Raw genomic sequence first — 25,644 nt, 5'->3', positions numbered from 1 at the left:
CCACATGTTTGAGGCGCGAGTGTCACGAGGGGTCTAGGACTGGGGCCAGACGAGATGGGGTGGCTGGTCCAAGGGGGACAGACCACTTGCGGTCCCGCCAAGCGCTTCGGCAAGCTAAACTGCCAGAGGTCAGCGCAGGCCCCACTATTCGATTCAACAAAGCACCACGATTCTCACAGCCGGCTACGTTCGCCATTGGGCTATGTGATAGCTCGGTTTCCCGGCAGTGCTCCACTCTCGAACGGACCTGACTGTCAGTTCTTCGGTCTGCTCCAGCCTATAAATCGAAGTGGCCGTGTACCAAAGGCAGTCGTCCCATCCGCCGTCATCCCCCTGAAATGAAAGATGGTGAAGGAAACGGCGATCTTCACGATCATCATCGGCATTGATATCCAGCTGGCGTGTCGCTGCGGCCGCGATGCGTTTTGCATCCACCCGTGTTGTCACCAGCACCACGAAGCCCCGCTTTCTGAGGTCCTCGACGACTGCATCGATGGCAATCGAAAAAGCAAAGACGGGGATATGGTGATAGGCCATCGAAGATAGGGCGTGAGAAAAAGGCGCTAGTGGATGCAGCCAAGTAAAGCGGACTTCGTCGAGACGAGGGCGCAGCCCGAGTTGGATCCTAACTCTATCGCGATTGTATGCAACGCCTCAAATCAAACGGAGTCGCTACGTTGTAACGATCACCCACCCAAGTCAGCACAATCAACCGCGCAGGCGCTTGGGACGCGTATTGCTCTTCTTTGCATCGTGTGTCCTGCGTGCCTTTTGTTGCCCCTGATCGGCCAGTTCAATGCTGGTCCACGACCGACGTTTTAATCATGCAATTTTCACGCTCAAAGCCCTGATACGCCCAGGGTTCCGTAGACACTCAAGACCCTCGTTGCGCGTAGCGCCGTTCAAACTCTACAGGGGATAGGTTGCCCGTTGAACCATGGCGGCGTTTTGGGTTGTAAAACATCTCGATGTAGTCGAACGCCTCGGCGCGTGCGGCGTCCTTGGTAGGATAGATCCGCCGCCTGATCCGCTCGCGTTTGAGCAGGCCGAAGAAGCTCTCCACCGGGGCATTGTCGTGACAGTTGCCGCGCCGACTCATGCTGCACACCAAGCCATGGGATGCCAGGAAATTCTGCCAATCATCGCTGGTGTAGACCGATCCTTGGTCTGAGTGAATCAGGCAACCCGATCTGGGTTTGCGCCGCCACACCGCCAACAGCAGGGCCTGCACGACCAACTCGGTGTCGGCCCGATCACGCATCGCCCAGCCGATGACTTGTCTGGAAAACAGGTCGAGCACAACGGCCAGGTACATCCAGCCTTCATGCGTGCGGATGAACGTGAAATCGCTTGCCCACACCGTGTCCGGCGCGGTTACCTCGAACTGCCGATCAAGCAGGCTGGCCGCCGCTGTGCATTCGGCCCCGCCGTGGAAGCGGGGTTTGCGAGCATAGCCCACCTGCGCTCGCAATCCTTCCGAGCACATCAGCCGATGCACGCGATGTCGACTGCAACGCTCGGCCAGATCCCGTAGATCCTTGGTGATCTTGCGATGCCCATGAACACTGCCACTGGCCAGCCATTGGTGCTTGATTAATCCCAGCAGGCGTTCGTCTTCCTTGGCGCGCTCACTCTTGGGCGACTTTAGCCAAACGTAGTAACCGGCCCGGTTCACCCGCAACACCCGGCACATCGCGCACAGCCTAAATTTCCCGCGATGGGTTTGCATGAAGGCGTACTTTGCCTTTACCCCTTGGCAAAGTACGCGGCGGCCTTTTTTAGAATGTCGCGCTCCTCGGTCACTCGGCGCAACTCGGCCTTCAGACGCCGAACCTCGGCGCTCTGGTCCACCTCGGCGCGCTGCACGACGCCGGGCTTGCCGAACTTGCGCAGCCAGGCATACAGGCTGTGCGTGGCGACACCCAGGCGCTCGCCGACTTCTGCCACTTTGGACCCACGATCGGTCACTTGGCGGACCGCCTCGACCTTGAACTCATCTGTATACCGCTTGTGGTGATAACGCTGGAATACTGGAAAAGCCTATTTGCAATCTCTTACATGCGAAGCTGAACGTTTCTGGAGCTAGCCAGCCTCGTCGCTAGTTTGAAATTGTCTAACGCTAGACTGGCCTTATACGCTCTTGGCCATCATGAACCGCATAGTCCGCCAACTTGGTCGCCTGCTTCGGCTCCCCGCGCTCGCGGTGTTGCTGATAGCTGTGATTGCCAATCCGGTGCTGGCTGCGGTGGGTGACGTTCACGAGGCGGCGCGCGGTACCGCAGATCATCTTCACAATGCTGACCAGCACACGCTGGCAGACGAATCTTCCCGCGACGGCAGTCCTCAGGGCGGTGATCTGCTCGATGCGCTAATGCACGCCGCGCACTGCTGCGGCCACCTGACTGCGGTTACGCCTGCGTTTGTTGGTGCTCCGAAGACGGCGGCGACTGCACTCGTACCCCAGACCGCTGCGACGCTCGCAATTGCGTATCCGGCCACGTCCGAGATCCGTCCTCCGATAGCGCTGTAACGACTTCGCCGCCAGTGCTGGCGGGTTTCGTTACACAACATCTATCGGAGAATTCCCATGTGGTTGCGATTGGTGGCATTGGCCGCCTTCGCGGTCGTGCCTGTGCTTCATGCGCAGGAACGACCGCTGTCTCAAACATTGACGTTGGACGATGCCGTCCAACGTGTTGCCCAAACACACCCCGATTTACGCCTGGTCGATGGCCAAGGCAGTGTTCTGCAGGCCAACTTGGCTGGCGCGAGCCTGCGACCGGCGATGGTGCTCGGGGCTACGATCGAGAACGTCGGGGGTACCGGCCAGTACCGCACGTTCAACCAAGCTGAAGTGACCGTCACGCTTTCGGGTGTCCTTGAGCGCGGCGGCAAGCTAGATGCGCGCCGGACATTGGCACTGGCGCGTATCGATAGCCTTGCACCTCAGCGCGAGATCGCACGTCTAGATCTGCTGGCTGAAACCGCTCGGCGTTACCTAGCCATCACGGCTGCCATCCGCCAGCGTGAGATCGCGGAACTAGATATCGAGCAGCGCAAGCGCACGGTCGATGCGGCACGCCGTCGTCTGGAGGCTGGCGCTTCGCCGGAGTCGGTGGTACTGACTGCGAAGGCGGCGCTTGCCGAAGCTGAGCTTGATCGCGACCGGGCAGCGCAGGCAGAGCGAACCGCACGGCTGAACTTGGCAGCCTTGTGGAACCAGCGCGAGGGCGTCGCTGGAACGGTCTCCGGGGATCCGATGGTCATGCCGGCCTTGAGTGCGTTTCAGCAGCTCAGCGACTACCTGGAGTCGAATCCGGAGGTCGCACAGGTAGCCAGCGAGGCCCGCATTTTGGAAGCGCAGGTACGTCTGGCGCGGACCGAGGCGACGCCAGACCTGCAATGGCAAGTTGGCGGCCGGCTGTTGCGCCAAACCAACGATGCGGGCGTGATGGGCAGCCTGAGTATTCCGCTTGGCGCACAGCGTCGTGCCGAACCCGGCATCCGCGCCGCTGAAGCCCAGCTTGCGCTCAACGGTGTCGAACGACAGGCGCTATTGGTGCGCCTACTGTCGACGCTATCGGCGGCACACGGAGACTACGCCACATCGCGCCTGGAAGTCGAACGGCTCAGCTCCGATGTCCTGCCTCGCCTCGCCGATGCAGAGCGAGCCGCCGATCGCGCATGGCGTGCCGGCGCGATCAGTTACATGGAGTGGGCAATGCTGCAGGACCAGCGCATCCAGGCGCGTAGGCGTCAGCTGCAAGCAGCCATCGCTGCCCAATCCTCCCTCATCGAAATCCAGCGCCTGACCGGCCAGCCCCTGGTGGCGGCCGCAGGTTCGACTGCCAAGGACACCTCGCAGCCATGACCACGCACCGCACCACTATCGCCACCACGCTCATAGTGTTGGCCGTCACCACACTGTTGACCGCCTGCGGTGGCAAACCGCCTGAAGTAGGCGCTGAAGGCGCGGCTGCACCACAGACCGAAGCCGCGCAGAAGGACGGCGAGGGTCACGAGGAGGTGTCGGAAGCGACCACCATCCCGCGCGACGAGGCCGACTCCAACGGTGTCAAGGTCGTCACCGTCGGCGCGGGCACCATCGCAGTCGAACTCGAAGTGCAAGGCCAGATCGCAGCGATCGATGGCAGCAACGCTCGTGTCACCGCACGCTATCCCGGCCGCATTCGGTCGCTTCGGGCCAATGTGGGTGATCGTGTCCGCGCAGATCAGGGGCTTGCCAGCATCGAAAGCAATCTGAGTCTCTCGACGTATTCGGTATCCACGCCAATCAGTGGCGTGGTGCTGTCGCGACAGGCCCAGGTTGGTGGCGGTGCGGCAGAGGGGCAGATGCTGTTCGAGGTGGTCGACCTGAGCAAGGTCTGGGTCGACCTCAGCGTGTTCGGTGCACAAATGGCCTCGGTGCAGCCGGGAGCAGAAGTGGTGGTGACGCGCTTGTATGACAGCTTCAGCGCCACGACACGCATCGACAACGTACTTCCCGGCGCCAGCGCCGCGAGCCAGAGCGCGATCGCACGCGCCACCCTGAACAACCAGGACGGCCAGTGGCGCCCTGGCGTCGCGGTGACCGCCACGGTGGCCATTAGTCGCCGCGACGTCGCGCTGGTCGTGCCGCGTTCCGCATTGCAGAGGATGGATGGCAAGGATGCGGTATTTGTGCGTAACGGTGAGACCTATACCGCGCATCCGGTCAAGCTCGGCCAGAGCGATACGCAGCGTGTCGAAATCCTTGAAGGTCTGAAACCCGGCGACGAGGTCGTCGCGGAACAGAGCTATCTGATCAAGGCGGACATCGAGAAGTCCGGCGCTGCGCACGAAGACTGAGGAGACCACCATGCTCGAGCGCATCATTCGAACCTCGATCGCCAACCGCTGGCTTGTCATGACCATGACGGTCGTGCTGATCGCCATCGGTGTCTGGAGCTTCAACCAGCTCCCGATCGACGCCACACCCGATATCACCAATGTCCAGGTACAGGTCAATACGGCCGCGCCTGGCTACTCGCCCCTGGAGGCCGAACAGCGCGTCACCTATCCCATCGAAACGGCAATGGCCGGCTTGCCGAAGATGGAGAACTTCCGCTCCATCTCGCGCTACGGCCTGTCGCAGATCACCGTGGTGTTCAAGGATGGCACTGACATCTACTTTGCCAGGCAGCAGGTCGCCGAACGCTTGCAGCAGGTGAAGTCGCAGATTCCTGCCAATATCGAACCCACGCTGGGGCCGATCGCCACCGGCATGGGGGAGATCTTCTCCTACACCATCGATGCAGACCCCAAGGCGAAGAAGACCGACGGGACGCCCTACACCGCAACTGATCTGCGAACACTGCAAGACTGGGTGATCCGTCCGCAGTTGCGCAATATTCCGGGCGTGACCGAGGTGAACACGTTGGGTGGTTACAAGCGTGAGGTGCATATCACTCCGGATCCATCGCGACTGAGGTCGTTGGGCCTGACTCTGGACGATGTGGTCAAAGCCTTGCAGCTTAATAACCAGAATGTCGGTGCCGGATACATCGAACGCAATGGACAGCAGTTCCTTGTGCGTATTCCAGGCCAGGTTGCAGACATCTCGCAGATCGAGCAGGTCGTACTCGCCAGACGCGAGGGAGCAGTCATCCGGATGCGTGACGTCGCAAAGGTCGCCGATGGTGCCGAGCTGAGAACCGGTGCAGCGACCCAGAACGGACATGAAGTCGTGCTAGGCACGGTAGTGATGCTGATCGGCTCCAATAGCCGCGACGTGTCGCAAGCCGCGGCGGCCAAGCTCAAAGATGCTGCCAAGAGCCTGCCTGCGGGCGTTACCGCCACACCTGTCTACGACCGAACCAAACTGGTCGATCGCACCATCGCCACAGTTGCAAAGAACCTGACCGAAGGTGCAGTGCTGGTCATCGTCATCCTGTTCCTGCTGCTGGGCAACTTCCGCGCAGCGCTGATCACTGCGCTGGTTATTCCGTTGGCGATGCTGTTCACGCTAACCGGCATGGCGCGCGGCGGCATCTCCGCCAATCTGATGAGTCTCGGTGCACTGGACTTCGGCCTGATCGTCGACGGCGCGGTGATCATCATCGAGAACTGCCTGAGTCGCTTCGGGCATCGCCAGCACGAATTAGGGCGCCAGATGACGCTGGCAGAGCGCTTCGAGACCACCGCCAGCGCGACAGCCGAGGTGATTCGTCCCAGCCTGTTCGGCCTGGGCATCATCACCGCAGTATATCTGCCAATCTTTGCGCTTACTGGCGTGGAAGGGAAGATGTTCCACCCCATGGCGATCACCGTGGTCCTCGCACTCACCGGTGCGATGGTGCTGGCGTTGACCTTCGTGCCTGCGGCAATCGCCCTGATGCTGGGCGGCAAGGTCGAGGAGAAAGAAAATTGGTTGATGGGCTGGCTGCGCCGTCGCTACGAGCCGCTGCTCGACATGAGCCTGCGGCGAGGCAAGTGGGTGGCGGTCGGCGCGATCCTGCTTCTAGCCTGCAGCGGCGTGCTGTTCACTCGGTTGGGCAGCGAGTTCGTGCCTAACCTGGACGAGGGCGATTTCGCGATGCAGGCGATGCGCATCCCCGGCACCAGCTTGACCCAGTCAGTGAATATGCAGCGCCTGCTGGAGCAGCGGCTGCTCAAGGTGCCGGAGATCGAGAGAGTATTCTCGAAAATCGGCACCGCCGAAGTGGCCTCCGATCCAATGCCACCGTCGATCGGCGACACCTTTGTGATGGTCAAGCCGCGTGATCAGTGGCCGGACCCTGACAAGCCCAAGGCCGAGTTGGTGGCGCAAGTCGAGCAACTCGTCGCCAGGGTGCCGGGCAACAACTACGAGTTCACCCAGCCGATCCAGATGCGCACCAATGAGCTGATTTCCGGCGTGCGTGCGGACGTTGCCATCAACGTCTACGGCGACGATCTGGCGACATTGCTCAAGATTGGGCAGCAGATCGAAGCGGTCGCCAAGAAGGTCACGGGCGCGGCTGACGTACGCGTCGAGCAGGCCAGTGGGCTTCCCCTGCTCGAGGTAGTACCGAACCGGCTGGCGCTAGCCAGTTATGGGTTGACCACCGACGACGTGCAGAGCACGGTGGCGACCGCGGTCGGCGGTGAGGTCGCCGGGAAGCTGTTCGAAGGTGACCGTCGCTTCGACGTCGTGGTGCGCCTGCCGGAGTCCTTGCGTCAGGATCCGGCGGCACTCGAGTCGCTGCCGATCCCGCTTGGCCCGGCGAGCGATCCGCAAGCTTCTGGGGTATCGGGTCCAAGAACGATCCCGCTGAGTTCGGTCGCCAAGGTGGTCGCCAGCGAAGGGGCCAACCAGATCAATCGTTACAACGGCAAGCGCCGTATTGCGGTGACGGCCAATGTGCGTGACCGCGATCTGGGTGGTTTCGTGTCTGAGCTGCAGGGCGTGATCAATGCCAATGTGCAGCCACCATCGGGCTATTGGATCGAATATGGCGGCAGCTTCGAGCAGTTGATCTCTGCGAGCAAGCGTCTGGCAATCGTTGTACCGGCCACTCTGGTGATCATCTTCGCGTTGTTGTTCTGGGCATTTCGCTCGGTCAAGGACTCGGCCATCGTCTTCAGCGGCGTCCCATTGGCACTGACGGGCGGCATTCTCGCGCTCACGGTCCGCGGAATTCCGCTGTCGATCTCGGCGGGCATCGGATTCATCGCGCTCTCCGGCGTTGCTGTGCTCAACGGCCTGGTACTGATCAGCTTCATTCGTGGACTTCGTGAGCAGGGGGAACCTCTGGAAAGCGCCGTACGTGAGGGTGCGCTCAGTCGACTACGACCGGTGTTGATGACCGCGTTCGTCGCCTCACTCGGGTTTGTCCCGATGGCGCTCAACGTTGGTGCCGGTTCGGAGGTCCAGCGACCGCTGGCCACCGTGGTCATTGGCGGAATTGTGTCATCGACGCTGCTGACCCTGGTCGTGCTGCCGGTGCTGTACCGATGGGCACACGACCGTACATCGCGGCGTAAAGCCGAAGCCGCCTAAACCTCTGGTGTATGCCACCCGTCATGAAACTCCATGACGGGTGGTCCACGCTGCGCAACGGCCGTCCAAACTGGCGGCCAGGAGACAACTCATGAGTGGTAATCACGACCACGTCGGCTCCGATGTCCGTTTCGAGCGGCCGCTGTGGTGGGCGCTAGCGCTCACCACAACCCTCCTCGTCGCGGAAGTGATAGGCGGGCTGATGACCAACAGTCTGGCTCTGCTGTCCGACGCCGCTCACATGCTGACCGATGCTATTGCGCTAGGCGTGTCATTGATAGCGGTACGCATCTCGAAGCGACCGGCCGATGCCAGGCGCAGCTACGGCTATGGGCGCATGGAATCCCTTGGCGCGCTGGTCAATGGCTCGCTGCTGTTCGTCGTCGCAGGCTACATCCTCTGGGAGGCAATAGGCCGTTTCACTCAGCCGCCAGAAGTAGCCTCGACCGGCATGCTCATCGTCGCCGTCGTGGGACTCGTGGTCAATGTGATCGCGATGCGATTGCTAAAGGCTGGCAGCGGCGATTCGCTGAACCTCAAGGGCGCGTATCTCGAAGTGTGGAGCGATATGCTCGGGTCGGTGGGCGTGATCGTTGGCGCAGTAGTGATCAAGTGGACCGGATGGACGGTGCTTGATTCGATCGTCGCAGTCCTGATCGGGCTATGGGTGCTGCCGCGCACCTGGGTGCTGCTGCGCTCGGCGCTGCACGTGCTGATGCAGGGCGTGCCACAAAATCTGGACATGGGTGTGCTGAAACGGACAATGCTTGAGCACCCGCAGGTGATGGATGTGCACGATCTGCATGCGTGGTCGTTGGCGTCGCGGCAGGCGATCGTCACGGCGCACCTTTTAGTCGCGCCGAACCCGGTGGACCTTGACCAGGTCCGGCGTGAGGTCGCCAGCGCTGTGTACGCGAAAGCAGATGTTCATGAGCTGACGCTGCAAGCGGAACGCGTCCCGTGCAGTGAGGAGGACCAAGGCCATGGCCCGGTTCATTGACTCGCTCCGAAGCGTATGGATGACAAGACATGGAACGGCTGAGGGCGGATGGCGCCCATTGATTGGCAGTGATTGGCTGGTCTGGGGCGTTGCGATCTATGTGTCGCTCGCGCTGAACCAGGCATTCTGGCGTGCGACCGCAGCAACCGGGGCGTTCGACGACGCTGGTGGCTGGCGCAGTGCCGCAAGCCTGGCCCTGCTGATGGTCGGTCTCAACGTGGTGCTGGTGCGGCTGATCTGCTGGCGCCCGATCACCAAGCCAGTGCTCAGTTCTTTCGTGCTGATCGCCGTCGCCACCTCCTACTTCTCCGATCGTTACTCGGTTTATTTCGACGTCAGCATGGCGCGGAACATCCTCAAAACCGATGCAGCCGAGTCCAGGAAGCTGCTCACCTTCGCATTGCTATGCCATGTGTTGCTCTATGGGCTGCTCCCGCTGGCATTGATCTGGACCGTACGCCTTAAACGCACGACGCGATTGCGCGCCATTTCCCTAGCGTTGGGCTCGACAGCGCTCGCAATGCTATTGGTGGTGGTTGCGGCGCTGATCAGCTTCAAGGACATCAGCGCATTGATGCGCAATAACCGCGAACTGCGCCATTTGGTGACACCGGGTAACGTGATCGTTTCCATGGGTCGCATCGCCGCGAAGGATTTTTCGCCGGGTGCGTCCGGCCCGCGAAAGGTGATTGCACCAGATGCACGTCAGACCGGGCACGAGGCCGAGTCAAAGCCACACGTCCTGGTGCTGGTGGTGGGGGAGACCGTACGCGCAGCCAACTGGGGGTTGAACGGTTATGCCCGCCAGACGACACCTGAGCTGGCTACGCTCGACGTCATGAACTATCCGGACGTGCGCGCTTGCGGTTCGAGTACCGAAGTCTCGTTGCCCTGCATGTTCTCAGCCAGAGGACGAGCAAGCTACGATGAGGATGAGATCAAACGCTCAGAGTCGCTGCTGCACGTTCTGGCGCGCGCGGGTGTCGAAGTTTTTTGGCGTGACAACCAGGGTGGATGTAAAGGCGTCTGCGAGGGGCTACCGTTCGAGAAGGTGAGCCGCAGCGATGTATCCGAAGCTTGCGCCGACGATGCCTGCGGTGATCGACTGCTTCTGGAAGGGCTGGATAAGCGCGTGCGTTCGGCGCGCGAAGACATGGTGATCGTCCTGCACCAGTTGGGCAATCACGGACCGAGCTACTACCTGCGGTACCCGGAGCGCCTTCGCCGCTTTCGCCCCGATTGCCGCAATGCCGACCTCGGCGAATGCACGCAGCAGGAAGTGGTTAACTCCTACGACAACGCCATCCTGGCGACCGATGAACTCGTCGCGCAGGCCATTAAGACATTGGCGTCCATCGATGAAGTCGACAGTGCACTCTTATACGTGTCAGATCATGGCGAATCATTAGGCGAGCGTAACCTCTATCTACATGGGTTGCCTTATGCGATTGCGCCCGACACCCAGATGAAGATCCCGATGGTGGCCTGGCTGTCCCCAGGTCTCACCAAGTGGCGTGGTTTGGAGATGCAATGCGTGAGGCAGCGAGCGCTTAAGCCGGCGACGCACGACAACTTGTTTCATTCGGTGCTCGGCGTGATGGACGTCTCGACTAACGTGTATTCCAAGGATCTGGATCTGTTCGGTGGTTGTACGGCTCCGAGGGCAGCTGGTGTTGCGCCATGACCCCCTCTTACACACAACATCCAGCCCTTCGACTCACATGGAGGTGGTGGGCCGTTGTTGCGCTGATCGCGACGACACTCGTCGCAGGCATTGGCATGCGTCGTCCGTAGCCGCCGGACGAGCCACGGTTCGTGCTTGCGGCTCGAACCATGGTGGAAAGCGGCGCATGGCTTTTGCCGATGCGAGGCAGCCAGTTGTACGCGGAGAAGCCGCCGCCGTTCATGTGGCTGCAGGCGGCCGCCTTTAAGGTAGTCGGCTCGTGGGACGTCGCATTCCTGCTGCCATCGCTGATCGCCGCGCTACTGACGCTCTGGTTCACTTACGATATCGCTAGGCGTTCGTGGGGACGCGAGGTGGCAGGCTACGCCGCGCTGGCATTGTTCGCCACGGTGCAGTTCGGGCTGATGGCCAAACGGGCCAAGATCGACATGGTACTGGTGGCAATGACTACCGGAGCACGGTGGGGACTGTTGAGCCACCTGCTGAAGGTACCGGACTGGACGGGGTGATACGCCCAGGCTTTCCTAGACATCCTGTATGCCTGGCTGCGCAAGTTCGGCAAGCCCGGCGTCGTGCAGCGCGCCGAGGTGGACCAGAGCGCCGAGGTTCGGCGTCTGAAGGCCGAGTTGCGCCGAGTGACCGAGGAGCGCGACATTCTAAAAAAGGCCGCCGCGTACTTTGCCAAGGGGTAAAGGCAAAGTACGCCTTCATGCAAACCCATCGCGGGAAATTTAGGCTGTGCGCGATGTGCCGGGTGTTGCGGGTGAACCGGGCCGGTTACTACGTTTGGCTAAAGTCGCCCAAGAGTGAGCGCGCCAAGGAAGACGAACGCCTGCTGGGATTAATCAAGCACCAATGGCTGGCCAGTGGCAGTGTTCATGGGCATCGCAAGATCACCAAGGATCTACGGGATCTGGCCGAGCGTTGCAGTCGACATCGCGTGCATCGGCTGATGTGCTCGGAAGGATTGCGAGCGCAGGTGGGCTATGCTCGCAAACCCCGCTTCCACGGCGGGGCCGAATGCACAGCGGCGGCCAGCCTGCTTGATCGGCAGTTCGAGGTAACCGCGCCGGACACGGTGTGGGCAAGCGATTTCACGTTCATCCGCACGCATGAAGGCTGGATGTACCTGGCCGTTGTGCTCGACCTGTTTTCCAGACAAGTCATCGGCTGGGCGATGCGTGATCGGGCCGACACCGAGTTGGTCGTGCAGGCCCTGCTGTTGGCGGTGTGGCGGCGCAAACCCAGATCGGGTTGCCTGATTCACTCAGACCAAGGATCGGTCTACACCAGCGATGATTGGCAGAATTTCCTGGCATCCCATGGCTTGGTGTGCAGCATGAGTCGGCGCGGCAACTGTCACGACAATGCCCCGGTGGAGAGCTTCTTCGGCCTGCTCAAACGCGAGCGGATCAGGCGGCGGATCTATCCTACCAAGGACGCCGCACGCGCCGAGGCGTTCGACTACATCGAGATGTTTTACAACCCAAAACGCCGCCATGGTTCAACGGGCAACCTATCCCCTGTAGAGTTTGAACGGCGCTACGCGCAACGAGGGTCTTGAGTGTCTACGGAACCCTGGGCGTATCAGCGGCAGTATTAATCTCGACGCAACATTTGGGTCGCGTTGTTGTTCAGGAGGTCCCTAGGTTTGGATTACCGCCCTATCCCCGATAGACGAAGGGGTCCGCCGTCAATATCCTCAGGCGGGCGGAAAGACGAGTTTGACGGCTTGCGACGCAGTCAGGCACAGGACTGAGGTCAACTGGAAGAACTCGATGACATCCAGCCGGCGAGCTCCGGCCTCAACCGCAGAGATACGCTGCTGTGGCCAGCCTAATGCGCGGGCCACCTCACTCTGCGACAGCCCCAACGTCTCGCGGCGGTCCCGTAGCCGTTCCACCAGCTTTCGATAGTCATCGCGATAAATGGTTTTGGACGCCACTGTCGTCACCGGGCTTGGACGACTGAGGAATCTATGACCCACCTACCGATTACATGAAAAACATGTAGCCAACTCAGGAGGCCACTGGTAGCATCATCGGCTTACTCGCGAGAGGTGCGATGGTATGTGCAGCCACTCAACCGACTCTGCCGCCCGCCGCCTGCGATTTGGTGCCCTATGCACAGTCGCTGGGCTTGGTACGCCTTGCCGCCTGGTATGCGCTTGAACTGTCCACCTCAACCGTGGCGCCCTTCAGCACCGGGACGGCGCTAAGCCAATCGCTGTTAGGGCGCTTAGAGGATGCAGGAGCGATACGGGTCTCCCATAGCCCAGGACCGGGCATTCGGCGCTCGCTGTACGAGCCGCTGGCCTGGTTCTACCCCACCGACTGGGGCAGCCCGCACGATCTCCAAGTCAAACTCCATTCCACTTTGATCGATCTGGCTGCACGCCCCAATGCCTTGCACGCCAAGTTGGAGCTATGGGGCGAACTTGCTCATGCCGAGATCGAAACCTACCTAACCCACTTACTACGCCGCCACACGCTAGAGCCAGCCGGTGCGCGCTTGATCATGCATGTAATGGCCGATGAGTGGGCCAATCACAGTTTGGCGCGAAAGCGCTACCTGGCCTGGTACGGAGCCCGGGGTGCGGCCGCCGCATTCTTGCGAACGGGCATGAATCAAGAAGCGGCACGTAACGCGATGATAGAGGAGATGCGCCGCCGAGCGCGTTGGCTCACTTCTCGATCGGCCAGTAACACACTGGCACGTGATGATTACTGCTTTGTACCGGATCCGAATTGGAAGCGGCCTATCCTTTTGGACGTCTTTCTGAGCATGTTGCTGCCAGAGGGGACGTCATATTGGTCCGACGTGCCACAGCACAGGCATGGGCCTACGTCCACCGCAGACCAGACACTGCTCTGATCGAGGTTCGGATGTGGGACGAGAAATCCAACGTAGGTCCGCATATCCGCAAGGGGCAGCAGCGTACCTTAGAGAGAAAAAATGACGATGCCAATTGAACGCACGCGCAACCTTATCCAGGCTGGGGCGTTTCTTAAAGAACTTTCGGCTAACGCCACCGTACCTAGAGCGATCCGAACTGAGGCCTATAGACTACTGCGTCACTTCCCTTCAGTGTCGGACGTTGAAGCGATTGCGGCCAATGAAGCGCATCTGCTACAACTCTCAGGGTCAAGGCTGATAAGGAACTATCTAGTTACCGCGTTCGATCCTGACTGGATTCGCGGGTATAAACATGGTCCACACATAGGAGGCTAGAGATGATCTGATCAATGGGGTCGGAGGATGAGACAAGCCATATCGGCTCCGCTGGCGGTATTCAAAAATACGTCGTGGTTTGCCATTTTTGAAGTATTGCCCGAGTTACGACGCCCCCTCTCTCTATCCGTCTGACGCAGGGCCGGGTTTTTTTACTTCCCCCAATGTACTCGCGCTCCTATTGATACTACTAGATACGAAACTTGGCGGATTTGACTCGGCGTAGAATCCGATCCAGTATCAGATCCGCTTCATGGAGGAGGTCTTCTTCATGAGCCAATTGCCAGGCGACTCTGCTTGCCTGCGGACCATAAAACGCCAAGGAGGGGGCCATGGCGACATTTCCGATGTACCCGCAGTACGTACCAATTATTAAACGGCAGAAATATGAGCAACGTGCACTATTGGAGCTCACTGCAGCGGTAATTCCAAGAGCACTGCCATGTGTGGAGGTTCGCGACTCAAAGCAGCATGAGTCCATGCTCGATTGCTATGCCAAGGTCTGGAGGTACCCTGCACTGGTCGACTATGCCAGTCCGGAAGGCGTGTTAACAAAGACCCGACTAAAGGAATTGAATCAATTCCTGAAGCAGGTTCATGGCTCAGGCAAGCTTGCAATGCCAGTACTGAATCCAGTGACGGCCGCACATGACCTGACTGTAATTGCGCCGAACCTGGGCGATCGCAAGGTCGCGCTCCGCCTGCGGGCAGATCTGCCGGGGCTGGGTTTGGGCGTCGCCTTGGTGCGCAATGCACTCGCCGTGCCTGGCTTAGCGGCAAAGGTGGACCGCCTCATTGTTGATCTTGGCCGAACCCCGGCGACCAGCGTGGCGGACCGCACGACCCTGGCAGCGACTTTGAATGCTCTCAAGGGGCTGGGTCTCGCACACCTTCACCTGGCGTCGGGCTCCTTCCCCGGCTCACTCGCCAACATCGTCGGCGCCGGCGAGGTCGACCGCAAAGACTGGGAGCTTTGGCAACAGGTGCAAGCGCTTGCTCCCTTGGCCCTAGTCGGCTTTTCGGACTACGGCCCGCTCAACCCGGACTGGACGGAAGAAGTCCTTCAGCGCCGCGGCAGCCGTGTCACCATCCGCTATGCTCTGGACGACAAGTGGCGCATTGTTCGAGGAACCAAGGCAACCCGGCAGGAGTCAATTTCCATCTCTGAAATCCTCGTCAACATGTACCCGCATGAATTCCAAGGGGCAGCCTTCTCTTTCGGCGACAGGCTTATCGCGGACCGAGTTGACCCGGCGATCCCGGAGAAGAAGAAGAGCAGTGGCCATCTACACATTACCGAGTACTGGACACACCACATCAGCTACGTGCTGAAGAAACAGTATTAGTGCAGTGATGAGACGCTGCCCGCGCGGGCGAGCAGCGCTGCGCGAATGTGCTCTCTGATCTCATCCAACTCAAATGTTTGGACGATATGCTGCTGTATCAAATACAAGCTTTTGCTACGCCAGCCCTTGATCAGCCCTTCTCTACGCAGGACCTCTAGTGCCTCCTCCCTGTTCAGGATGGAGGCCAACGATGTAGCTTTGTGCCGAACATTCAGGCCTGCCTCGCGCAGACGCCTGAAAGTACCGGTCTGCGAATCAACTACCATCGCACCCCACCAAGGCGGAAGGAGCTCCATCGCCCTCGCAACATGGCAAGGCGCCATGACCAAGGTGACTCGGTCGAAGACCCAGCCATAGCGAGAACCCTGGTTGATCAAGCGAGCAAGACTGTCCGCCTCACTTTTGATCTCAAAGCAGTGCATCTGCTCGACCAGTACTAGATCGGCCCGCACTTCTCCGCCGTGCAGACGCAACTCCTCAATCAGTGACACCTGATTGATTTCGGCCTCCTTGGCCAGATGGCCTGCCAAGGCCTGCTTGATCTGAAGCTCTCTCATCGTTGGTTAGGCGAGAATGTACAGCGGGAGCATAGCATGGCTATACTTATATGCAATTAGCATGGCACTATCTGCATGAAACGGCTAAAGCAACCGCACGTCCTGGCTGGGGCGCTGAAAGAAAAACTTGCTCTGGGCGGGCTTACCAGTAGTTCTGCTATTGCTAGGGCATCCAACCTGGGTCAGCCACAGGTGTACCGAAACCTTTTTGGCAAGCCCAAGAAGGTCAGCAGGACAATGCGGCAGCTATGCGAATATGCAGAAGTTGATGCATACGAGGGAACGGCAGACCCTAGCGATTCCAGGGTGCTGATGGAAGCCTTAGCGACCGTCTGGGACGGCACTGACGCTCATGCAAAGCGTTTGGCGAAGCTGCTCTTTGCCCACCAGCAAGCCCATATGTAACAATCTGCCGCGGCCCAACGGAGGCCAAGGATGAATAAGAACACGCCAACAGTGACAGTGAAGAGTGCGTACGACGCGCTCTGTGCGGCCGGGTTTCCCAAGAGCTTTGTCGCACGCCTGTTGCCAGAGTGGTGGGACAACGCACTTTTCAAGACAAGCACTGGAGCGATCCAGTTCGCCTCGATTCTCAAGCAGCGGCTTGGCCTGGACGTACGCTTTGCCGAAAGCGGCGAGCTGGAGGTTGTTGCCAAGAGTAAGCCAGTTCGCTACAAGAAGCGCGTAGCAACTCAGGAATCTGAGTTGCACGTATGCGCCAGCTTGGCCATGGCGTTGGGCAGGCTGGCTCGGTTCTGCATGGATGAGCCGAGTGACTATCTCCCCAAAGATCCCACCAAGCTAGCAAAGCAAATCCAGATCAAGAGCGGTGCCAACGCCATCACCTTTTCGGTTTTACTTGAGTTCTGCTGGGCGCAGGGCGTCCCTGTTTTGTTCCTGAAGGATCTTCCCCGCGGAAGCAAGCGCGTTACTGGAATGGCGCTCCAGATTGATGGCAATCCGGTGATCGTCCTGGGCTACCAATCCGATCAGAACGCTCGCCAACTGTTTGTTCTTGCACATGAACTTGCCCACCTTTGCCTCGGGCACGTGGCTAGCAGTGGCGTCTTGGTCGACGAGGGGATGGATCCCATTACAGACGCCATTGAAAGAGACGCCTACCGCACAGAAGACGCTGAGGAGCGCCAGGCCGACCAGTTCGCCCTTTGCCTGTTGCGCAATGGACACTCGCGACTATCTATTGAAAATTCTGGCCCCGTATCTGCCGCTCAGTTAGCCAACTTGGCCGTCAAGAGAGGCAAAGAGCTGGGTGTGGATCCGGGACACATCATTCTCAGCTATGGGCGCGAGCACGACGACTGGATGCTTGCTACCACAGCACTTGGCTACTTCCCCGACCAGTCCGATGCAACCAAGCAGATCAAGCGGCAGTTCATGGCGCACTGTCAGGTTGACCGGTTGTCTGACGACAACCGGACGTACCTGCTCAGCATGCAAGGATTCTGATGAGCGCAACCCACTATCTGATTGACAGCGATGCTGCCAAGGCTCTGTGCCAGTACGGATTGATGGAGGACCTGGCGACGGCACTAGGTCTGACTCTGGCGGACTTCTGCATCTTGGCCCAGTTGCGTTATCAGCTCCACTTGGCCAAACCGACCAAAGCACTGCACAAGCTCGGTAGCCAGATGGCTATGGAACAGGCAGTCCGCCTCGCTGCTGAAGCTAGTGAGGTAGTCGTGCTGCTTGAGTCGGCAAACTATGCGCTCCTGGAGGGCACTCCAGACATTGACGGTGGTGAGCTGGCACTGTTTGCGGCGATCTGCGATGACAACAATGCAGGTCTTGTTACAGGTGACAAGCGTTCCTTGATCGCACTGTGCAAGGTTGAGGGGCAGGTCCAAAGCAACTTCAGCTGGGCGCAAATTATGTGCCTGGAAGAGGCAGTGGCGATTCTGATCAGACACTTTGGGTGGGAGTATGTTTCTGAGCGAGTCAGGCGACAACCTGACGTCAACATCGCCATTTCAAACATCTTCGGAAGATCCGTACCAGCAGGTGAGGCGGCCATCTCCGAGGGACTCCATAGCTACCTCAATGAACTTCGAGTCAATACCTCGGGCAAATACGAATCGCCCTACCTTGCAGGACTATCTCTCTAATACCTATCTCGATCACGATGACGTTCAAGTTTCCAGTGGGCCCGGCTTTAGGGCATTGGCAACATCTGCGGAAAGCAAGCAGATCTGACCGTCAACGGTAATCCCGCCACTTCTAGCGTTCGCCAAAAGTGGAGCTACGCGGCCATCGCCAATTTCATTGCTGGGGTGATGCCGCCGAGTGCCATGTTGGGGCGCTCATGGTTGTACGTCCATAGCCAGCGCGTGGCCTTGTCCTGAACCTGCTCGATGGTGTCGAATAATGTTGTGGCCAGCTAGGCGTAGCGGAAGGTGCGGTTGAAACGTTCGATGAAGGCGTTCTGGTTCGGTTTGCCGGGTTTGATGTAGTTGATCGTCACGCCATTGACTTTCAGCCAGCTGGTAAGTGCTTCGCCCAGAAAATCGGGCCCGTAGTCGGAACGCACGACCTGCGGCAGGCCATGATCGTGCTTGATCTGCTCGAACACGCGCACCAGACGATGCGAGTTGATCGACGTATCCACCTCGATGTGAAGCATCTCGCGGTTGAAGTCGTCGACCACGTTGAAGGTGCGAAAGTGCTGGCCACACGCCAAAGCGTCGCTCATGAAGTCGACCGACCAGACGGTATCAGGCAACCTTGGGACATACAGCGCGACATGCTCGCGCTTGGGAAGTCGCCGCTTCGCAGCGCGGCGCAGGTTGAGCCGCATGGCCTTATACACGCGACAAATTCTCTTCGGGTTCCAGTCAGAGCGCGTCCTGCGCAGCACGTCGCTGCATTTCCAAAAGCCGCGAGTCGGCCGATCTTCGACCACACGTGCGATCGCCGAGATCAACTCGGCATCGCGTACTGTCCAGTCGAGCGGTAGCACTTACCACGCCGCACGTGCAAGCCCGACGCATGCACAGGACCGACGCAGCGGCCGCGCATGCACCTCGATCAGGTACCGCACGGCCTCGCGCTTGCGCGCCGGCCCTAGAGTTTTTTGCAATGAGATCCTTCATGGCTGCGTTTTCGAGCGCCAACTCGGCGTACATCCGTTTGAGCTTGGCGTTTTCGGGCTCAAGCTCCTTGACCCGCAGCAGCTCCGAAGCCCCCCAGGCTTCCGTACTTGCTCTTCCACTGGCAGTAGGTCGCTGTGCTGATACCGACCTGGCGACAGATGTCCTTGACGGCCACGCCGGCGTCGGCCTGCTTGAGCGTCGCGACGCTCTACGTCCCGGTGACTTTTGAGGTGCGCATAGAAACTCCTGGCTGAGGTAACGATGCCAGAAATATCTACTTATGCGGTGTCTGCCAGGCTGGGAAGCTCACGGGTGTATAGAACGCTCGAAGCATCAAACCCTCTGGAAGCGATTTCACTGATTAAAGAGCACCCGAGATATTCTTGATATTCACGGACCTTCAGATATCAGGCGAACTGGATGGCTACGGACTAATTTCTTTTCTCCGTTCTAGAGGCAACAACTTGCCAGCCATGTTAACGTCTGGGCTGGGGTGATCACCTAGAGGCCTTCCTCCAAGAACAATATTTATCAGCAAGCCCCATTTTTTCAATGATCTACTACACAAGATTGCCCATCTTACGGCTGCGCGCTGATTTTTATTTCAAATCTCCTTTAGTTGGTTCGTTAATCTGTACTTAAGATACGTTTTATTTCAAGGATGGCTCCAGGTGTTTCTTGTACGCTGTGCCCGGAGAAGATGATCTTCTCCGACACGGCGCCTGGCAGGTGCGCGCTGCTGTAAGGAACAAAGCCATCGTCGGCAAGCGACAGGTCACCCTGCTCCGAGCGCCGGGCAATGATGGAGTGATAAGGGACCTGCGGGCTGATGGGCAGGTCTACGGCAGCCTGGATGAACGGATCGCTCTCGCGCAGGTTGTCCATGCTGGTGGGCAGACGGTTGGGGATATCGCTGGCGACATCCATGACATCGGCAAAGCGATGCAGGAATGCTTTAGGAATACCGACCATGCGACGCACGACGCCGGCCATCATGCCGCTGGCTGCCACCGTCCCGCGCTGTGGGGCAGCGATGAACACCGCCCGCCCGATCTCCGGCATCGGTTCGAACTGCAGCAACGGCCCCAACTTGCTGCGCGCGCGTACGCTGCGCTCCTGCTGGAGTTCACCGAGCAGGCGTTGCCATAATAGGTCGCCGTCACTGGAAGAAATCATCAGCCTCGCCAACACTCCGCCCATGCTGTGGCCAACCAGCACCATGTGCCCGGATGCTGGGTTGCGGCGTTGGGGGTCGAAGGCGTTCAACGCGCGCTCGATGGTACGGCGGATAGCGATATGGTTGTAGGCCAGCGGCAGATTGGTAGGGTAGTACATCATCCAGATCTGATAGCGCTGGCGCAGGGAGGCGTCGCCAACCACTTCATTGGCCAGATTCACCCAGGCTTCGGGGCTGCTGCCAAGTCCGTGCATGAGGAGTAGGACCCGTCTATTCGGGTCGTAGGGTTGCAGCATGATCAGGCGTGGCTGGGTCAAGCCTTTGCGCATCCCGAACAAAGTGCGCAGTGATTGTCCGGCAAAGCCCGAGCGTGCCAACCAAACCCCATAGCCGGCCGTGTAGTTCGCTGCCAGCGGGACCTGGTAACCGCCGAACCGCGCGCTGTCGCTCTGCAATGGATCGTAACCTTCCAGGATGAGTCGGGAGGTCGCAAGCACCTCGGCGAGCGAGTCGCCTTTGAAGCGCAGCACGGCAGTGATGTTGGGCGTGTGCATTTCGCTGAAGTCACCAGGCATCACCACATTGTCGGAGGCAGCTGGAGCCTGGTGTTCCTGATCTGGCAGCACCGCTACCATTTCCGTACCAAATCCATCACGCCGGTACACGCTGCGTAGCCCCTTGAACTGCATCTTCGAGGCCGGAATCAATGCCTCGGGCATGGGAATCTGCTCTAGCGGCCCTAGCGCGCTGACATCCAGATCAATCTGCCAGGGCGCGGGTGCGGGCAGATGGGTGGAGGTGCCACCCTCCGGTGTCAGCTGCCGGTAACGCTGGAACAGTCCCGCCACGATCTGCTCGGTCGCATAGTTGTAGTAATCGCGGACCTGGGTTTGGCGATCCTCGAAAGCACGCTTGTCCGGTGCGCGCTCACTGAAGAACAGATAGGCGTAGGCATACCGGGCCGTTTCCAGCCAACCGGAAAGTGTAGTGTCGGACATGGCATCGCTGGCACCGGATGTTTGCTTGAGCGCATGCAGCAAAGACACCTCCGCCGCCGCCGACAAGCCCCGCTCCGAGGTCAGCGCCCCCTCGTGCAGAAGCGCCTGGATACACTGGTTGCGGGCATGCATGCAGCGGGCGCGATCCAATCCGAGCAGACGCAGGCTTTCGGTCGTGCTGTCGCCCAGTTGACCGGTCGTGAGTGCATCGCCGCGGCGCATCTCTAGATAGGCGCGTGGCTTGACAGGCTTGAGCGTCACCGCCGCGCAGCCACTGGCCGTAATCACGACCAGCAGCCACAGCAGGCAGGACAGACGACACACACTGGAACGTCGCGGCAACAGTCTCATGTCATGGGACACTCTTGTCGCGTTCCAGCAAGCGCAGTCCAAACAGCACGTCGTACAGGATCGGGATCATCCCCAGGGTGACCAGGGTTCCCAATGCCAAGCCGCCGATCATGGTGATGGCCATACCGGTCCACAACGGGCCGGCAAATAGCATCAACGGGATCAGGCCGACGATGCACGTGAGCTTGGTCATCACGATGGGGCGTAGCCGCTTGACTGCCGCAGAGATCACCGCCTCGCGTCGCGGCAGACCTTCGGCCAGTTCGGCTTCGATGCGCTCCAGCAACAGTACTGCGTTGTTGACGATGATACCGGCTAAGGCAAGCAGGCCGAAGGTAGCCATGAAGCCGAACGGATAGCCGGTGACCAGCAAGGCAAGGGCAGCGCCAATCAGTACGAAGGGGATCGCCGACACCACGATGAACAACTTGCGGAAAGAGTTGAATTGCCAGATGAACAGCAGCAGGATCGCTCCCAATGCGTGCGGCATGTACTCCAGCAGGGCCTGGTTGGCTTCGGCCGAGTCTTCGATCTCTCCACCCAGTTCGATACGGTAACCGGGTGGCAACGTGATCTTGGCGATCTTGTCAGCCAGCGCGGCAACCATTTCGCTGGTGGTGGAGTCCGGATTGCGGCCGGTGACGGTGATAGCACGCTCCAGGTTGCGCCGCATCAGGGTGGAAGGCTCGCTGTCATGCTGGATGCTGGCGATTGCCGAAAGTGGCAATGGCTTGCCGCCGCTCTGCGGGTACACCAGGGTGTCGGCTGGGCTCCCGTTGCCCGCACGCTCGCCCGCATCGCCACGCAGCAGGATCGGCACGTCGACACCATCGTCGCGTATCTGCGAGGCCGGCACGCCGCTATAGCGCAGTTGCAGTGCCTGTGCGATGTCGTCGCTGCTGACCCCTGCACGGCGTGCCTTCAACTGGTCCACCTGCACTATGTAACGTGGGATGCGTGCCTGCCAGTCATCGGTGACATCCAGGGTTCCCGGCAAGCTGCGCAATGCATCGGCAATCTGGTCGGCGGCCGTTCGCAGCACCTGCTCATCGGCACCAGTCACCCGATACACCGCCACGCCGGCTTCGGTGGCACCGAGGGAGAAACGCTTGGGTTCGGCGCGTACGTCCGGCAGGGTCTTGCGCACGTACTGGCGGACACGGTCGATGACCTGGTCGATATCGGTCTTAGGCTTCACGCTCACGGTGAAGTAGGCGATGTTGGAGCCAGGCAGCGGAGGGTTAAGACCGAGAACGATGCGGGGACCGCCGTCGGCCACGTAGCCGATGCTGTCGACAATCTCCGGATTAGCGCGTTTGTCGGCCAACCAGCGGCTCATGGTCTCCACCGACTGCAGGGTCTGGCGTGAGTCCGCGCCGGCGCGCAGGGTGACCGGGATCTGAAATTGCAGCCGGTCAGACTTGGGCAAGAAGTCATAGGGAATCGAAGACAGGACCACGACCGCGCCGCCCAGCGCCAGCAGCATCGTGCTGATGAACAGCAACTTGAACTCGAGCAGACGCTCGATCACTGCACGGTAGGCGCGATAGAACTTGGAGTTGTAGTTGTCCTCGTTGTGCTCACCGGCATGCGCGCGCGCAAAGTACAGACACAGCAGCGGGGTGACGGTAATGCTGAGCAGCCACGAGCCGAGCAGGGTGATGGCCAGCACGACTGCCAGCGAACGCATATATTCGTTGGTGCTTGTCTGCCCGAAAAAGAACGGCGAGAAGGCCAGCACGATCACCAACGAAGATGTCAGCAGCGGGATCGCCAGCGTACGCCCGGCCTCCACGCAGGCATGGAAGCGTTCTTCACCGGCCATGAGGCGTCGCTCGATGTCCTCGGCAATCACGATGCCGTTGTCCACCAGCAACCCCAGGGCCAGGATGATGGCCGCGATCGATACGGTCTGCAGTTCAACGTTCAATACGCGCATCAGGATCAGCGAGCCGAGGATGGTCAGGGGCACGATCGCACCGACGATCAATCCTGTGCGCCAGCCCAGGAACAGCATGACCACGGCCATGACGATCACCACCGTCTCGCCCATCACTTGGTGCATCTTGCTCATTTCGCGGTCGACAACGTCAGCCTGGAAGGTCACCACATGCTGTTGGAAGCCGGTGGGCAGCAGGCTGGCGGTTTCCACCAATTTCTCGCGCAGCGCCTTGCCGAAACTCACCACGTTGTAGCCACTGGCCATCGATACGGCCACCACTACTGCCGGCTGTCCTTGGTAGATAGCTGCCGTTTCCGGGGGATCGGCAGGCATGACCTGCACCTGGGCCAGTGCACCCAGCGCGATCTCGCGCGCACCACCGCTGCCCTGCGTGTTGATCAGCACCTGCTTCAGGGCCTGTACGTTGCCGACCTCGCCGGAGGTGGCCACCGTCATCGCCATCCCGGAGGCCGATACCAGCCCACCGGGGACAACGACGTTCTGGCGGCGCAGCTGGTCGATCACCGATGCCGGACTCAGGCCGGCTTCGACTAGGCGCACACGATCAAAGGCAATGTAGATGCGGTCTTCCTGCAAGCCATACAGCGATACGCGCTCCACGCCGGGCAGCGTGTAGAGCTGTTCGCGCATCTTGCGCAGCGGCCCGCGCATTTCGCTCATACTGAAACCCGGTGCGGTCACGGCGATTGAGGCCACCGATACGCGCCCGAAGTCGTCATCCACGAAGGGCCCCATCGTGCCGGCCGGCAGGGCGCCCCCTACCTCCGCGGCCTTGGCGCGGACACGCAACCATAGCGCGGGCAGATCGGCCACCGAATCGTGGGCGGTGATTTGCAAGATGGCGCTGCCCGGGCGCACGGTCGTCACGATCTTCTTGATGCCCGCTAGACTGCGCAGGTTTTCTTCCACCGGACGCGCAAGCAGGGTTTCCACCTTCTCTGTCGGCATGCCCGGATAGGCCAACTGCACGACTGCATCGCGGATGGTGACCGAGGGTTCCTCCTGCGATGGAAAATTGAGAAACGTCAGCACACCGCCCACCAGTACCAGCAGTGCGGTGAACAGGGTCAGGCGGCTCGATGCAAGCGCCGATCGGGTGAGATTCACAGCGCACCTCCCGCAGTGAGCTTGCTACTGGAAGCGAAGGGCACCACCGGCTGGCCATCGGTGAGGAACGCCGCGCCTGCGCTGACCACTTGCTCACCAGCACGCAGGCCCGCACGGATCTGCACCCGATCACCCTCGATCGCTCCGATGGTCACTTTGCGGCGCTCCACCCGCCCCTTGCCCGAAACGTAGACGAAGACCGTGCCGCTGCGGTTATCGCGATGAGGCAAAAGCGCGGCAAGCGGCAGCGATGGCTGCGCCTCGTGCGCACCGGGCAGAGACAGCAGCATGCTCTCGCCGCTGCGCAGGGTGCCGCCACCGGATTGCACATCAAAGATCGCCTGTACGGTGGCGGCGTTATCCAGGCCGGCGGCCACGCTGCGCAGGCGCAGCATCACAGGCTCCTTGGCCACGTCGGTGCGTGTCGCGGCAACCGTGCTTCCGGGGCTGAGGTCGGCTACCTGCGGCGGCAACAAAGCCACCACCTGGGTCCGGCCCTGCCCTTCCAATTGCAGTACCCCCTGGCCGGCCGGCACATCCACGTGCGGCTGCTGCAGGCGGGCAACTACGTTGCCATCGAACGGCGCACGGATATCGGCCTGACGCAGCGCGCGCTGAGCCAGAGCACGATCGGACTCGGCCACCTGCAGCCGCGCCCGGGCGGCATCGGCTGCCACGGTGGCGGTGGTCAAGGTGGCCTGCGAGGTGGCGCCATCGGTGAACATGGCAGTCTGCTGGTCTAGCTGAATCTTGCGCTCGCGCAGGTCGGCGGCGGCCGATGCCGCATTGGCCTGGGCTTGCTGCAAGCGAAGACGCGCCGGCTCCAGGTCCAGTTGCGCCAGCAGTTGCCCCTCGCGCACGCGGTCACCCACATCCACATAGATGGCCTTGATGCGCCCGCCGTTTTCGAATGCCAGCTCGCTGCGCTGCTCCTGCCGGACGGTGGCCGTGAAGCGCGTCGGACCGGCGATGTCGGTCCCGATGGGGGTCAGCTTGACCGCGCGCGGAGCATCCTGTGCAGGCTTGGCATCGTTGGAACAACCCGGCAGCGCCAGTAGTGCGGCAAGCAGGGCAGTGGTGAGAATGGAGGATTGCATGGTCAC

General features: G+C 60.3%; 19 protein-coding genes and 3 pseudogenes. 14 read left to right on the top strand and 8 right to left on the bottom strand.

Annotation, left to right across the window (positions count from 1 at the left end):
- Positions 1–183: 183 nt before the first annotated feature.
- Positions 184–537 (bottom strand): hypothetical protein, encoded by a 354-nt coding sequence (locus FLG15_RS22190; protein ID WP_057679249.1) that lies wholly within the window; start codon positions 535–537, stop codon positions 184–186.
- Positions 538–874: 337 nt separating this feature from the next.
- Positions 875–1,968, bottom strand: a protein-coding gene (locus FLG15_RS22185) for an IS3 family transposase (RefSeq protein ID WP_370512610.1) whose coding sequence is annotated in 2 segments (ribosomal slippage) — positions 875–1,782 and positions 1,782–1,968 — 1,095 coding nt in all. Because the reading frame shifts where the segments join, the coding sequence is not laid out codon by codon here.
- Between the two features lie 172 nt (positions 1,969–2,140).
- Here FLG15_RS22185 and FLG15_RS22180 point away from each other — a divergent pair.
- From FLG15_RS22180 to FLG15_RS22145, 8 genes and pseudogenes are all read left to right on the top strand, one after another.
- Positions 2,141–2,530, top strand: a complete 390-nt coding sequence (locus FLG15_RS22180) for a hypothetical protein (protein WP_150147439.1) — start codon at positions 2,141–2,143, stop codon at positions 2,528–2,530.
- A gap of 57 nt (positions 2,531–2,587) precedes the next feature.
- A complete protein-coding gene (locus FLG15_RS22175; protein ID WP_057678839.1) occupies positions 2,588–3,871 on the top strand; it encodes a TolC family protein in 1,284 nt (427 codons plus the stop codon).
- Positions 3,868–4,848, top strand: a complete 981-nt coding sequence (locus FLG15_RS22170; RefSeq protein ID WP_057678840.1) for an efflux RND transporter periplasmic adaptor subunit — start codon at positions 3,868–3,870, stop codon at positions 4,846–4,848. Before FLG15_RS22175 ends, FLG15_RS22170 begins: the two co-directional genes overlap by 4 nt.
- Positions 4,849–4,858: 10 nt before the next feature.
- Positions 4,859–8,020: an efflux RND transporter permease subunit gene (locus FLG15_RS22165; protein WP_057678841.1), complete on the top strand. Its 3,162-nt coding sequence runs from the start codon at positions 4,859–4,861 to the stop codon at positions 8,018–8,020.
- 91 nt (positions 8,021–8,111) lie between these two features.
- Positions 8,112–9,020, top strand: a complete 909-nt coding sequence (locus tag FLG15_RS22160) for a cation diffusion facilitator family transporter (RefSeq protein WP_057678844.1) — start codon at positions 8,112–8,114, stop codon at positions 9,018–9,020.
- A complete protein-coding gene (locus FLG15_RS22155; RefSeq protein ID WP_244665600.1) occupies positions 9,004–10,704 on the top strand; it encodes a phosphoethanolamine transferase in 1,701 nt (566 codons plus the stop codon). The genes FLG15_RS22160 and FLG15_RS22155 overlap by 17 nt, the downstream gene beginning before the upstream one ends.
- A gap of 149 nt (positions 10,705–10,853) precedes the next feature.
- Positions 10,854–11,204 (top strand): annotated as a pseudogene (locus tag FLG15_RS22150) (ArnT family glycosyltransferase); the annotation flags it as partial.
- 33 nt (positions 11,205–11,237) lie between these two features.
- Positions 11,238–12,268 (top strand): annotated as a pseudogene (locus FLG15_RS22145) (IS3 family transposase); the annotation flags it as partial.
- A gap of 138 nt (positions 12,269–12,406) precedes the next feature.
- Here FLG15_RS22145 and FLG15_RS22135 read toward each other — a convergent pair.
- The gene (locus tag FLG15_RS22135) at positions 12,407–12,649 is read right to left on the bottom strand and encodes a helix-turn-helix domain-containing protein (RefSeq protein WP_057678548.1); all 243 of its coding nucleotides are present in this window, start codon (positions 12,647–12,649) and stop codon (positions 12,407–12,409) included.
- Between the two features lie 170 nt (positions 12,650–12,819).
- Here FLG15_RS22135 and FLG15_RS23670 point away from each other — a divergent pair, with 170 nt between their 5' ends.
- From FLG15_RS23670 to FLG15_RS22125, 3 genes are all read left to right on the top strand, one after another.
- Positions 12,820–13,578: a hypothetical protein gene (locus tag FLG15_RS23670; RefSeq protein ID WP_209250086.1), complete on the top strand. Its 759-nt coding sequence runs from the start codon at positions 12,820–12,822 to the stop codon at positions 13,576–13,578.
- Positions 13,579–13,659: 81 nt separating this feature from the next.
- Complete coding sequence (locus FLG15_RS22130; protein ID WP_081023104.1) at positions 13,660–13,935, top strand: BPSL0761 family protein; 276 nt, start codon at positions 13,660–13,662, stop codon at positions 13,933–13,935.
- Positions 13,936–14,267: 332 nt separating this feature from the next.
- Positions 14,268–15,281, top strand: coding sequence for a beta family protein (locus FLG15_RS22125; protein WP_150147436.1), 1,014 nt, complete (start codon positions 14,268–14,270; stop codon positions 15,279–15,281).
- Here FLG15_RS22125 and FLG15_RS22120 read toward each other — a convergent pair.
- The gene (locus FLG15_RS22120) at positions 15,278–15,838 is read right to left on the bottom strand and encodes a sce7726 family protein (RefSeq protein WP_057678544.1); all 561 of its coding nucleotides are present in this window, start codon (positions 15,836–15,838) and stop codon (positions 15,278–15,280) included. The genes FLG15_RS22125 and FLG15_RS22120 overlap by 4 nt on opposite strands.
- 75 nt (positions 15,839–15,913) lie before the next feature.
- On the opposite strand from FLG15_RS22120, the gene FLG15_RS22115 reads away from it, so the two are divergent.
- The 3 genes from FLG15_RS22115 to FLG15_RS22105 are packed head-to-tail and all read left to right on the top strand — an operon-like array spanning position 15,914 to position 17,961.
- On the top strand, positions 15,914–16,243 hold the full coding sequence (locus tag FLG15_RS22115) for a hypothetical protein (protein ID WP_057678545.1): 330 nt from the start codon (positions 15,914–15,916) through the stop codon (positions 16,241–16,243).
- Between the two features lie 30 nt (positions 16,244–16,273).
- Positions 16,274–17,305, top strand: a complete 1,032-nt coding sequence (locus tag FLG15_RS22110; RefSeq protein ID WP_057678546.1) for an ImmA/IrrE family metallo-endopeptidase — start codon at positions 16,274–16,276, stop codon at positions 17,303–17,305.
- Positions 17,305–17,961 (top strand): hypothetical protein, encoded by a 657-nt coding sequence (locus FLG15_RS22105; protein WP_057678547.1) that lies wholly within the window; start codon positions 17,305–17,307, stop codon positions 17,959–17,961. The genes FLG15_RS22110 and FLG15_RS22105 overlap by 1 nt, the downstream gene beginning before the upstream one ends.
- A gap of 134 nt (positions 17,962–18,095) precedes the next feature.
- Here FLG15_RS22105 and FLG15_RS22100 read toward each other — a convergent pair.
- The 4 genes and pseudogenes from FLG15_RS22100 to FLG15_RS22080 form a co-directional block, all read right to left on the bottom strand.
- Positions 18,096–19,141, bottom strand: a pseudogene (locus tag FLG15_RS22100) (IS3 family transposase); the annotation flags it as partial.
- A gap of 431 nt (positions 19,142–19,572) precedes the next feature.
- Positions 19,573–21,465 carry an esterase/lipase family protein gene (locus FLG15_RS22090; protein ID WP_370512624.1) on the bottom strand — a complete coding sequence of 631 codons (1,893 nt, stop codon included), beginning with the start codon at positions 21,463–21,465 and terminating at the stop codon, positions 19,573–19,575.
- A gap of 7 nt (positions 21,466–21,472) precedes the next feature.
- A complete protein-coding gene (locus tag FLG15_RS22085; protein ID WP_057678168.1) occupies positions 21,473–24,541 on the bottom strand; it encodes an efflux RND transporter permease subunit in 3,069 nt (1,022 codons plus the stop codon).
- Entirely contained in the window at positions 24,538–25,638 is a 1,101-nt protein-coding gene (locus tag FLG15_RS22080) for an efflux RND transporter periplasmic adaptor subunit (protein ID WP_057678167.1), read from the bottom strand. Before FLG15_RS22080 ends, FLG15_RS22085 begins: the two co-directional genes overlap by 4 nt.
- Positions 25,639–25,644 lie beyond the last annotated feature (6 nt).

It is taken from the genome of Xanthomonas phaseoli pv. dieffenbachiae (assembly GCF_008639345.1).
Taxonomy (GTDB): domain Bacteria; phylum Pseudomonadota; class Gammaproteobacteria; order Xanthomonadales; family Xanthomonadaceae; genus Xanthomonas; species Xanthomonas phaseoli.
Note: the sequence above shows the minus strand (reverse complement) of the source record. Positions and strands in the feature narration are given on the sequence as shown.